The 12,058-nt window shown below is 36.9% G+C and carries 13 protein-coding genes; 9 read left to right on the plus strand and 4 right to left on the minus strand.

All coding sequences use genetic code 11. The features are described from left to right. Positions 1-10 precede the first annotated feature (10 nt). Both ACFQIC_RS03540 and ACFQIC_RS03545 read right to left on the minus strand, forming a co-directional pair. Positions 11-1,159 carry an acyl-CoA dehydrogenase family protein gene (locus ACFQIC_RS03540; RefSeq protein ID WP_204708712.1) on the minus strand — a complete coding sequence of 383 codons (1,149 nt, stop codon included), beginning with the start codon at positions 1,157-1,159 and terminating at the stop codon, positions 11-13. A 228-nt stretch (positions 1,160-1,387) separates the two neighbouring features. After that, on the minus strand, positions 1,388-2,125 hold the full coding sequence (locus ACFQIC_RS03545) for a Cof-type HAD-IIB family hydrolase (protein WP_204708711.1): 738 nt from the start codon (positions 2,123-2,125) through the stop codon (positions 1,388-1,390). Between the two features lie 416 nt (positions 2,126-2,541). Here ACFQIC_RS03545 and ACFQIC_RS03550 point away from each other — a divergent pair, with 416 nt between their 5' ends. After that, positions 2,542-2,925 (plus strand): DUF302 domain-containing protein, encoded by a 384-nt coding sequence (locus tag ACFQIC_RS03550; protein WP_204708710.1) that lies wholly within the window; start codon positions 2,542-2,544, stop codon positions 2,923-2,925. A 444-nt stretch (positions 2,926-3,369) separates the two neighbouring features. Here the strand turns inward: ACFQIC_RS03550 and ACFQIC_RS03555 are convergent, their stop codons facing one another. After that, positions 3,370-4,098: a DUF421 domain-containing protein gene (locus ACFQIC_RS03555; RefSeq protein WP_390216943.1), complete on the minus strand. Its 729-nt coding sequence runs from the start codon at positions 4,096-4,098 to the stop codon at positions 3,370-3,372. A 135-nt stretch (positions 4,099-4,233) separates the two neighbouring features. On the opposite strand from ACFQIC_RS03555, the gene ACFQIC_RS03560 reads away from it, so the two are divergent. From ACFQIC_RS03560 to ACFQIC_RS03590, 7 genes are all read left to right on the plus strand, one after another. Next, positions 4,234-4,491, plus strand: a complete 258-nt coding sequence (locus ACFQIC_RS03560; protein ID WP_204708709.1) for a metal-sensitive transcriptional regulator — start codon at positions 4,234-4,236, stop codon at positions 4,489-4,491. Positions 4,492-4,581: 90 nt separating this feature from the next. After that, entirely contained in the window at positions 4,582-5,061 is a 480-nt protein-coding gene (locus ACFQIC_RS03565) for a DsrE/DsrF/DrsH-like family protein (RefSeq protein ID WP_204708708.1), read from the plus strand. A gap of 17 nt (positions 5,062-5,078) precedes the next feature. Further along, positions 5,079-5,366, plus strand: a complete 288-nt coding sequence (locus tag ACFQIC_RS03570; RefSeq protein ID WP_204708707.1) for a rhodanese-like domain-containing protein — start codon at positions 5,079-5,081, stop codon at positions 5,364-5,366. Between the two features lie 30 nt (positions 5,367-5,396). Further along, positions 5,397-5,957, plus strand: coding sequence for a sulfurtransferase TusA family protein (locus ACFQIC_RS03575; RefSeq protein WP_204708706.1), 561 nt, complete (start codon positions 5,397-5,399; stop codon positions 5,955-5,957). Between the two features lie 39 nt (positions 5,958-5,996). Continuing rightward, positions 5,997-7,124: an MBL fold metallo-hydrolase gene (locus ACFQIC_RS03580; protein WP_204708705.1), complete on the plus strand. Its 1,128-nt coding sequence runs from the start codon at positions 5,997-5,999 to the stop codon at positions 7,122-7,124. Between the two features lie 52 nt (positions 7,125-7,176). Beyond that, on the plus strand, positions 7,177-7,404 hold the full coding sequence (locus ACFQIC_RS03585) for a sulfurtransferase TusA family protein (RefSeq protein WP_204708704.1): 228 nt from the start codon (positions 7,177-7,179) through the stop codon (positions 7,402-7,404). A gap of 59 nt (positions 7,405-7,463) precedes the next feature. After that, entirely contained in the window at positions 7,464-8,240 is a 777-nt protein-coding gene (locus tag ACFQIC_RS03590; RefSeq protein ID WP_204708703.1) for a sulfite exporter TauE/SafE family protein, read from the plus strand. Positions 8,241-8,274: 34 nt separating this feature from the next. Here the strand turns inward: ACFQIC_RS03590 and ACFQIC_RS03595 are convergent, their stop codons facing one another. Then, positions 8,275-10,182 (minus strand): LTA synthase family protein, encoded by a 1,908-nt coding sequence (locus ACFQIC_RS03595; protein ID WP_204708702.1) that lies wholly within the window; start codon positions 10,180-10,182, stop codon positions 8,275-8,277. 667 nt (positions 10,183-10,849) lie between these two features. On the opposite strand from ACFQIC_RS03595, the gene ACFQIC_RS03600 reads away from it, so the two are divergent. Continuing rightward, entirely contained in the window at positions 10,850-11,419 is a 570-nt protein-coding gene (locus tag ACFQIC_RS03600) for a biotin transporter BioY (RefSeq protein WP_204708701.1), read from the plus strand. Positions 11,420-12,058 lie beyond the last annotated feature (639 nt).

Here is a 12,058-nt window from a genome sequence, read left to right on the forward strand (position 1 = left end):
ATTGAGCCTTTTAAACCAGCCCCATTTTTTTAGCTATAATCGATTTCATAATCTCATTTGACCCAGCATAGATTGCCGTAACAGGGGCATCTCGAAACCGTCTTGCAATCTCATATTCTTCCATATATCCATAACCGCCATGTAAGTGCATACAAGTTGCTGCTACTTTTTTGACAAGATCCGTAATCCACCACTTCGCCATCGAAACTTCTTTTACAACATCCTCACCCTTCATATGAGCTTCAATTGTACGGTCCAAGTAGGATCTGCCTATCTCCACTTCAGTTTGAAGTTCTGCTAACTTAAATTGTGTGTTTTGAAATGAAGCAATGGATTGTCCAAACGCCTTCCGTTCTTTGACATAATCTATGGTTAATTCAAGCATACGTTCACTTGAAGCAATTCCACCTATCGCAACAATTAATCGCTCTTGTTGGAGCTGGTCCATAAGGTAATAAAATCCCTTACCTTCTCCCCCGAGTAAATTCGCTTTTGGTACTTTCGCATCCTCAAAAATCAATTCAGCTGTATCCTGACTATGCAAACCAACTTTATTTAATTTATTTCCCCTTGCGAATCCCACTGTACCTCTTTCCACAACAATAAGACTGATCCCACGATGAGCTGGGTTTGCTTTCAGGTCAGTCTTACAAACAACGACAATTAGATCTGCTTGAATCCCATTTGTGATGAAAGTCTTTTCACCATTGATAATAAAATGATCATCTTTTAACAGAGCACTTGACTGAATAGCTGACAAGTCTGACCCTGCTCCAGGTTCAGTCATTGCGATAGCCGTAATTAGTTCCCCGCTTGCACATTTTGCCAGCCATTTATCTTTTTGTTCATTAGTACCATAATGATACAGATAAGGAACTACGATATCGTTATGAAGGCCAACCCCTATTAACCCTGTACCAACCTTTTCTAATTCTTCATTTATAATTACTGAATATCCGAAGTCAGCACCAAAGCCCCCGTACTTTTCATCTAGCCATGGGCAAAGAAACCCTTGTTCTCCAAGTTTTTCCCAAAAAGATCGAGGGATCATCCCATTTGCTTCCCAATCTTTAAAGTGTGGGTACGCCTCTTTAGCTAAAAACTTTTTTTCCGAAGTACGTAGAATGTCATGTTCTTCTTTTATATATTCTGCTTTCATTGAGTACCCCCTTTTTGGAATGATCAGATTTAATAATTCAAAAAATACCTTCCTTAATGATATTCGTTTCTTATGACTGAATTCCTGCTGTTATCAGTAAGCGTTTTCATTTTTAACAAAAAAAAGCGATCCTTTTTAAAAAGGTACCGCTTTTTTTTATATAGGAGGAGACTTTAGGTAGGGTGTTATTACTTTATGAATCTTCCAGATCACTTATGCCAAAGCTGATTATAAAATACTTTCGATAGCTTTAGCTACTCCATCTTCATCATTTGTAGTTGTAACCCAAGTAGCTGCTTCCTTAAGATCTGCTTGAGCATTTCCCATAGCAACTCCAATACCCGCTTCTCTTATCATAGCCATATCATTTAAACTATCACCAACAGCAAGCACATTGTCCATTTCTATATTCAGGCGTTCACACACTTTTAGAAGAGCTGCGGCCTTGTTGACACCAGAGGGGTTCACTTCAATATTTGTAGGGCTTGAATTTGAGATTTCTAATGCATCATTATTTAAAAGTTCATCTAGTACTACCTGTCTTATTTCATCATCTTCAATATCAAAGCCAAACTTCAGCCAATCATATTCTTTAACCTCTTGTTCAAAATTCTGAGAGCTATTGAACTGACCTTGAACAGTAGTAGACCAATAGTGGACCTTATGTTGTTGTCTAAGTTCCCAAAGCCGTTCAACAAGTTGGTAATCTAGAACCGTTTGGTCAATAAGTTCGAACTTATTGTTGTAGATTTCTCCCCCATTTATTGTGACTATATAAGATGAATCTCCTAATGACTCCGCTATTTCTTGGCAACGATCAAGGGAACGTCCGGTGCTTAGAACTACATGGTATCCTTTTTCCTTAGCGTTCTTTATCGCATTTAGGTTCGCCTCAGACACCGTTTCCTTAGAGTTTAGTAAAGTTCCGTCCAAATCTAATGCTATCAGTTTAATTTGTTTTTGCATGGATGTGTGTCACGTCCTCTCTTTTGCTCCCCTTATTCTAATACAAATGAGGGAAATGATACAGGTATACTGTAGAACTTTTTCGATAAATAAAAGATAGAAGCCTACAGACAACTTAAAATCTATAATTCTACTCCACAGGAATAAAGGTTGTCGGTTCATGCAACTACATTACATCACCTTCATCAGCACCTAAAATATACAAACACCCTATCACAACCAAATAATTCCATCAGTTATAATTGAATGGTTAATCCTATTGAATATCCAATAAAAAGAAGATGTATACCCTTAGCGTTTCCTCACATTTTGCTCAAACTACCCCACTTTTAATAAAAATTAAAAGCTTAAATATGATTAACAAAATACTTAACGGGGTATATTAAAAATGAAACCATACCATAAGGAGGATCTACATGTTTGATTATACTGTCTCTACAAAAAAAGGAATAGATGAAGCTGTTAATAGCCTAGAAGCATCTTTAAAGGAAGAACAATTCGGAGTACTTTGGACTTTTGATATTAAAGATAAACTCCAGGAAAAAGGTCTTGATTTCGAAAATGAATATAAGGTATTAGAGGTGTGTAACCCTAAAGAAGCGCAACGAGTCCTGAGTGAGAACAAAATGGCCGGTTATTTCTTGCCTTGTAAAATGGTTGTTTATGATGACGAAGGAACGACAAAGATCGGAATGCCTAAGCCAACATCACTAATAAGCATGGTTAATGATGAAAATATTGAAGCACTAGCTAAAGATATCGAGGATCGCCTTATAATATGTATTGACCGAAGTGCATGAGAACTGTATTAAAAAAGACAACCATCTAACGGTAAGTAGTCCAGTTTGGGAGCATAAATATACTATCCCCTAAATTGGACTACTTTTTCATATGAATTCACAAATGAAATTGTAGTAACGCCAAGCGCATTAAATCTCTAGCCTTGCCAACACACGTTAATAGTACTGGGTCTATTAATGGCAGAGTTGGATCAATCTAATGTACTGGCAAGACCGTCTGCGGAAAAATAATCGTAAGAGACCCCACAGCGTATCCGAGAGACTCGAGGGTTCTCGTCACCGGGAAAGAGAGCTAATTCCTCCCTATTAACCCTTTATTGAATCAGAACGAGCATTTTCCAATAAGGAATTTGCTCTTTTTTTGTAGAAGGATTCACACTGTATTTCACAAGTTAACTTTAATCATCATTCAACGATTATTTCTACGGTTTGTCACTTTTCACTTTAATGGTCTATAGGAGGAATGTTCTCACTAGAACGATCTTTTAAGGAAAAAATAAAAGTTCCGCTTGGTGTAAGTGCTCCGTAAAATACTTGTTTAACGTCTGTAACTTGAACTTGACTATTCACCAATTGCTGACGAATCCAATCTTCATCCTTGTTCATTTTTTCCAACAACTCATATTGAATTTCCCCATCTAAAATAACAGGGATATCATATTCTCCTTTTGATACTTGTACACCCATATCAGACTTCGTTGCCCATTCTTTTTCTGACTTTAACTTAACAGATAATTGACCATTAGCTTCTACAATGGCAATTTCGACATCCTTCACCGTGAAAACACTCTTCTCTCTTAACATTTGAACGATATTATCAATGGCGTAATGAACTTTTTTCATATTCTCATAAAGAAATTCTCCATTATATATGACTACCGTTGGTTCAAATGTAAGTAACTTTCCCACTTTTCGACTTTTTAATTTCATAAAAATAATAAATTGATGGAGTAAAGCAAGGGTAACCATAGCAACTGCCGTATGAATGTGTTCTATATTAGGATCTGCAATATCAGCACCTACTACAGCACCTAATACTAGTATGACTAGGAAATCAAATACTGGCAGTTCACCAACCGAACGTTTCCCCATATAAAGCCCGATGACAAGCATGAAAGGTAAGATCGTCACAATTCTTCCAATCACTTTAAGTGAATCCATTAATATATCCATGCAAAAACCACCTCGTTTCTATCCTATCCAAATTATTTATTTTTAACGGTTGACATTATACCTACAGGGGTATATTATTAGTCATGTACTATTCAAATTAACGAAAAATAAACTTCCTTAAAGGAGGTAAACAATATGGAATATAACAACTCTGTTAAAAATAGAGTGAAACGTATGGAAGGTCAGCTACGCGGTGTATTGAAGATGATGGATGAAGGCAAGGATTGCAAAGACGTTATCACCCAACTTTCAGCAACTCGAAGTGGACTGGATCGTACAATTGGTTTAGTGGTTAGCTCAAATCTAGTCGAATGTATCCAGGAAGCAAACGATGAAGTGACTAAAGAAGAGTCAATCAATGAAGCAGTGCAGTTATTAGTCAAAAGCAGATAAAACCAATCATCTATTGATTACGTGAGTCTTACAAAAAAATTTTAACATTCTATATACCCATAGGTGTATAAGTATATTAGGAGGATGAATATGTCAGAAACAAAGAAAACCAATATTATTTTATTCAGTGGAGATTACGATAAAGCGATGGCCGCTTATATCATAGCAAACGGCGCAGCCGCTTATGACCATGAAGTAACAATCTTCCACACTTTCTGGGGATTGAACGCACTTCGTAAAGATGGCCATATCGCCGTCAGGAAAAGCTTTACGGAAAAAATGTTTGGCAAAATGATGCCTAGAGGCGCAGATAAAATGGGCCTTTCAAAAATGAACTACGCTGGATTTGGCCCAAAAATGATTAAAAATGTTATGAAAAAGCATAATGCGATGCCATTACCAGATTTAATCGATATGGCACAAGAGCAGGATGTGAACCTAGTAGCTTGTACAATGACAATGGACTTACTTGGTTTACAAAAAGAAGAGTTACTAGACGAAATTGAGTATGCAGGTGTTGCCGCTTATTTAGGAGATGCTGAAGACGGTAACGTTAATCTATTCATTTAATTAGGAGGTGTAAAGAAATGAAAACAACAACAGCAAAAGAAGTAGAAAAGCAATACCAATCCTTAAACATCATTGATGTTCGTGAAGTCGAAGAAGTAACTACAGGGAAAATCCCCGGCGCGGTTCATATCCCACTCGGCTTACTTGAATTTCGCATGAATGAACTTAACAAATCAAAAGAATATGTTATGGTTTGCCGTTCTGGAGGACGTAGCGGCCAAGCTACTCAATTTCTTGAGGGGCAAGGATACAACGTTACGAACATGGACGGTGGCATGATGAATTATGAAGGAAAAACGGAATAAACTTCCGATAATCTAAAGGAGGATTTTTAGATGGATATTAAAACACATCAAACGTTAGACGCTAAGGGTCTTGCTTGCCCAATGCCCATTGTAAAAACTAAAAAAGTAATGAAAGACTTGGAAGCAGGACAAGTTATTGAAGTTCAAGCAACCGATAAAGGTTCCACTGCAGATATGAAAGCATGGGCTGAAAAAACGGGTCATCAGTATCTTGGAACCATGGAAAAAAGCGATGTATTAAGCCATTACATTCGAAAATCTAGTGACGAAGATTCTCAGGAAAAACAACACCCACACGTAGTAGATAATGAAATGATCCAATCGCTAGATGATGATTCCATTATTTTAGATGTTCGTGAAGCTGCAGAGTATGCTTTTGGCCATATCCCGAATGCAACATCTGTTCCACTAGATGAATTGGATGACCGCATGGGCGAGTTCGATGATACGAAGAATATTTATGTTGTTTGTCGTACAGGAAATCGTAGTGACATGGCAGCCCTAAAATTAGCAGCTCGTGGCTTTGAACATGTCTACAATGTTGTACCAGGTATGAGCGACTGGTCAGGTGAAACTTCAAAATTAGATTAAATTTTTTTACTACAAATTATACCTTAGGGGGTAATAAAAATGGCGATAACTGCAATGACAGCAAAAGAAGTCACTAAAAAAGTCTTCAACAAAGAAAACTTATTTATTTTAGATGTTCGTAACGAGGATGCATTCGAAGATTGGAAGATTGAAGGAGAAAATTTTTCTTACCTTAACATTCCTTATTTTGATCTTCTTGATGGTGTAGAGGACATCCTTGATCAACTACCATCCGACCAAGAAGTATTAGTCGTGTGTGCCAAAGAAGGGTCGTCTGTTATGGTTGCAGACATGCTTTCGGAAGAGGGACGTGACGTTTCTTATCTAGAAGGAGGTATGAAAGCCTGGAGTGAACATTTGGAACCTGTTAAAGTTGGCGATTTAAATGACGGTGGTGAACTGTATCAATTTGTTCGAATTGGCAAAGGATGTCTATCTTACATGGTAGTATCCAATGGAGAAGCAGCAATTGTAGATGCTTCTCGTATGACAGATGCCTATCATAATTTCGCCAGGGAAAAAGGTGTAAAGATCACTCATTCATTGGATACGCACTTGCACGCAGACCACATTTCAGGTGGGCGTACACTATCAGAACAAACCGGAGCCACTTATTGGTTACCACCTAAGGATGCCACAGAAGTAACATTTAAATATGCACCGTTAAAAGACAATGAAGTAGTTAAAGTAGGCGATACTAGCATTACAATTCACGCCTTGTACTCACCTGGACATACAATTGGGTCCACATCATTTGTAATTGATAGTAGCTACCTTCTCTCAGGAGATATCCTATTCATTGATTCTATAGGACGCCCAGACTTATCAGGGCAAGCAGATGATTGGGTCAAAGACTTACGCGAAACTTTATATTCTCGCTATAAAGAACTTTCCCATCAGTTACTCGTACTTCCTGCACACTTCATGATCATGGATGAATTAAATGAAGATGGTACTGTGGCCGAGAAACTCGGAACGTTATTTGATAAAAACCACGGGTTAAACATTGAAGATGAAGCAGAGTTCAGAAAAATGGTAACAGAAAACTTGCCACCACAGCCTAATGCGTATCAAGAAATTCGAGAAACAAACATGGGCAAAATTAGTCCTGAAGAAGAATACCAACGCGAAATGGAGATTGGTCCAAACCGTTGTGCTATTAGATAAGTTAAACTTTCTTGCAAAAAAGCAATTATAATATTAAATGGAGGTATTTAAGATGAATTCAACAAAAGTATTAGATGCAAAAGGTATGGCATGTCCTATGCCGATCGTTAAAACAAAGAAAGCTATGAAAGAATTAGAGACAGGTGACGTTCTTGAAATTCATGCAACAGATAAAGGAGCCAAAGGTGACCTTACTGCATGGGCTAAATCTGGCGGACATGAATTTTTAAAAAATGAAGAAGAAAACGATGTTCTTAAGTTTTGGATCCAAAAAGGGTAAGTAATGCTAAAAGGGAACCTGGCAGGGTTCCCTTTTTTAAAGGAGGTTGATCGGCAATTATGGAAATTGGTTTAATTATTACTATATTCTTAATCGGCTTTGTAGGTTCCTATGTGTCTGGCATGTTAGGCATTGGTGGATCAATTATTAAATATCCAATGCTCTTATATATTCCTTCATTAGTTGGTTTCACAGCATTTACAGCTCACGAAGTATCTGGAATTAGTGCTGTACAGGTTTTTTTCGCAACAATTGGAGGCGTGTGGGCCTACCGTAAAGGCGGTTATCTTAATAAAAAATTAATTAGTTACATGGGTGTTAGTATCTTGGTTGGTAGTTTTATTGGTGGCTATGGGTCCCGCTTTATGCCTGAAGATGGTATAAATATTGTTTATGGAATATTAGCTTTAACAGCTGCTGTCATGATGGTTGTACCAAAGAAGGGAATAGATGATATACCTTTTGATCAGGTAAGGTTTAATAAGTGGTTGGCAGCCACTCTTGCTCTTATTGTAGGTATAGGTGCGGGGATAGTAGGAGCAGCCGGTGCATTTCTGTTAGTTCCTATCATGCTAGTCGTTTTAAAAATTCCTACGAGGATGACAATTGCCTCTTCATTAGCAATTACTTTAATATCTTCAATAGGTGCTACGATTGGTAAGGTTTCTACTGGTCAAGTTGATTATGCAGCAGCTTCCATTATGATCGTTGCTAGCCTAATCGCTGCCCCCTTAGGAGCAAAGGTTGGTAAATCCATGAATACAAAAGTATTACAAACTATATTAGCTGTTCTCATTATTGGAACAACAATCAAGATTTGGTTAGACATTATTTAAAAAGCCTTCACCCCATGGGGTGAAGGCTTTTTCATTATTCTTGCTCTGATGTGTCATCTTTCTCTTCCTCAATCATCTCTGTTTCATCAAGATAGCGAAGAAGGTCACCATAAATGATGGAATCAGATATTGCTAATTCTTCTTCTGCCGTTTCAAACCCAGGTTTGCAAGCTTCCTCTTCTATCTCTTCACCTGTTTCACGGTCATAACACATTCCTTTGACACCTACATATTCCTCATTTGCAAAGTCACCGTCCCGCGTAATCATCATTTGACGACGGTCTTCACTGAATAAGTCATGTCCAAACTGTACTGGATTATCATCCTCAACACCTAATAAGTTCATAATTGTAGGACGCAAATCAATCTGTCCACCAACTGTATCATTCTTTTGAGGTTCAATCCCTTCACCAATCATCAATAACGGTACACGCTGAAGTTGGAATTGTTCATATTCATTAATATCTTTGTCTAAATATTGACCCATAGCTTCCTGATGATTTTCAGAGATTCCAAAGTGATCTCCATAGATTACTAGGATTGTATCATCGTATAGGTCAGACTTTTTAAATTCTTCAACAAACTGTTTTAACGCTTCATCCTGATAACGAATGGTCTGGAAAAAGCGGTTTAACGTTCCACTAGAAGTTTCACCTTCCTCGATATATTTCTTATCCTCTGGCAGTGTAAACGGGTGATGGTTCGTTAGGGTAATCATCTTGTTATAAAATGGTTGTTCAAGATTTTCCATCTTATCTAAGGAATCCATAAAGAAATACTCGTCAAGATAGCCCCACCCATATGATTTTTCCTCTGTTACATCATAGTCTTCTTTTGAATAAAACTCATCATATCCAAGAGAATCATACATCACATTACGGTTCCAGAAGGTTTTATCATTAGCATGCATATTTGTAGATGTGTATCCATGTTCACCTAACACTTCTGGCGTAGCTTCATATTCATTACCCGAATGCGTAAAGAAAGCAGCACCTCGGTTTAAACCGTACATTGAATTATCAAGCATAAATTCTGAATCTGAAGTACGTCCCTGTTTTACTTGATGGTAGAAGTTACTAAAGTAAGCCCCTTCTTCTTTTAGATCATTGAAGTAAGGCGTTAATTCCTTCCCATTTAACTTGTTATCAACAACAAATGTTTGGGTACTTTCAAGTGATAGAGCAATAACGTTTTTACCTTCTGCAACGCCTGTCATCTCACTATTCGGCTCTGATTTTTTTTCATTTAAATAGTTTAAGGCCGGTACTAATTCATTACTATCTGCAAAAGTTTTCTTCATTTCTGTCTGACCTTGAAGGACAATGTCGTACACGTGGAAATTAATGACTCCGATATATTTAACTAACATATTGCGATCAAATGCACGTTCAAGAAGATCGGTACGTTCTGTCTCCGCCCATGCTAAATTCACAAGAAACAACGGAATGGCAACTATAGCAAGTACAAGACCTTCTCGACGTTTCGGCATGAACCTTTGAAAGCGTGCAGGTTTTAAATAAAATAATAGAAAGACTGCCGCCAAAACGTCAACAAATAGAAAAATATCTGTTACAGATAAAATATTTGTTATACTGCCACCTAATCCCGCTAGATTTGCCACCTGCCCAAGCATAGGAATCGTAACAAAATCACTATACTCACGATAGAATAGGACATTAACATACAGGACAACTGAGCCTATAATATATGTCACTAATAAACCTCTCCGCCCAGCTAGTAAGATTCCTATCCCAAATAGAAGAAGAATACTACTTAAGGGGTTAAAGGCTAGAATTGCAGCTTCATTAGCATTTTCTACACCAAGTGTGAAGATGCTCCCTTGGATGATATACATCTTGATCCAAAAGATTGCAATGACTGCCGCATATATAAACCATTTACTTCGATTGTCTTTATTAAATAATTTATCAATTTTAAACATAGTATAACCTCCGTTAATTCTGCACTTTTCTATTCTACCTTATATCCCCTCTTTTTTGAACTTAAAACTGGCTTATTTTATTAAATTGAAATATTTGTAATCTATTATTCAAATCTTTGACACATAATAAATGGATAAATATACCCTTCACAGATAAAATTACCTATTAAACTATAAAGCCTTGAAAACACCTGTATCTTACAAATTGTTTACCCTATTTATACTAAAATTATTCCCGTCTATTAAAGGATAAAAATTCCACTGAAGACTATTATAGGTAAATGCACTCATTTTATCGACTATTTTCTGTAATATTGATAATAAACCAGAAAATGAACACCAAAAATTGATACTGAACACGATAGTTTCAACCTCTGCTCCACTTTTTATGGAGATCGATATTTTGTTAATATATAACTTGCCAATTTTAAAGAAGTGAATTATCAGATCCCCAAACTATTAGATTAGAACATGAAAACATCATAAAAGAAACCTATTTCTATATGTAAGATACATAGGTTAGATTTTCCTTTATATGTAAAACGAAAAAATTGAATTCCAGGTAACTTTATAATTACTTAAATTTTTATCTCTAATTTTCATATCGCAATCAACTTTTTTATGTTAACTTATTTTATAATTAGTTAACATAAAGGAGATGAGTTAATTGAACAACGAAAGTAAAAGGTTAAGAATCATAGTAAATTGCGCCATTTTTGCTGCAATTACAGCTATTCTTGCTCAAATTGAAATCCCCCTCCCTTTAGTACCAATCAGTGGACAAACACTGGCCGTAGGATTGACAGCCACTATTTTAGGAAGTCGCCAAGGTGCTATTGCCATGATAGGTTATGCGGCTATTGGAGCAATAGGTCTCCCCGTATTTGCTGGTTTTAGCGGTGGCGTACAAGTTCTTGTGGGGCCTACTGGCGGATATATTGTTGGCTTTGTAGCAGCCGCCTATTTTACGGGGTTCATTCTAGAAAAAACAAAATTTTCCATACCTTGGGCTTTAGTAGCTAATACAGTCGGAATGATCATTACATTATTATTCGGAACTGTTCAACTAAAGTATGTAATGGATCTAACCTGGACACAGGCTATGGCCGGAGGAGTATACCCGTTTCTCATTGTGGGATTGATTAAGGCATTTCTATCTAGTTGGATTGGAATTATTGTGAGAGAGCGTTTAATACATGCTCATCTACTTAAAAATAACCACAAAGACGCAGCTTAGTTCAGTGCCATCTTTATTAAAGGGTGGCTTATTTTACTTTACTGCCTATTTAGAATATTCATCCGTCTCATTTATTATAATAGGTAAAAAGCATGAAAAATCTTTAAATAATCAAAGGCAACTAGGTTAGCGTGAAAGTAATATGCGCTATGCTCATGGGTTTTCACTAATTCAGCAAATAAAATGGGTAGAAAAGAAAAATGAAAAAATATGCTTACTGCTTATTACCTGGGAAATTTTTATTTAGACAAAATGTTAATGCAGCAATAATTAGCGGCATTGTAAAGCTTATGAACAGGTGAATGTTGTTCACCCTCGTTTGCTACTACTATATGTAACCCCTAAAGGAAAACAAGATTATAAAGTAGTCCCATGTATAAATTAAATCAACGCTAGGAACAGATCTGGTTCTGTCTTTAGAATCACAGAAAGGGACTCTGGGGTACAATTCGCTTTCCTCGGACGAAGAAGTCTCATCATTCCCCTGAACCCCTTGCCGTCGTTGAGGTAAACGGAACCGCAACAATCTATCTGTATGGTTCACCCATCGGTAATCGTGCTAGAACCATCGAATAGGCTACCGTCGTAGTTCGATTAAAGCAACTTTAATATGGATAATGATTGATTATCTGTAGTGGT

It is taken from the genome of Halobacillus seohaensis (genome assembly GCF_042663045.1).
Lineage (GTDB): Bacteria > Bacillota > Bacilli > Bacillales > Halobacillaceae > Halobacillus_A > Halobacillus_A seohaensis.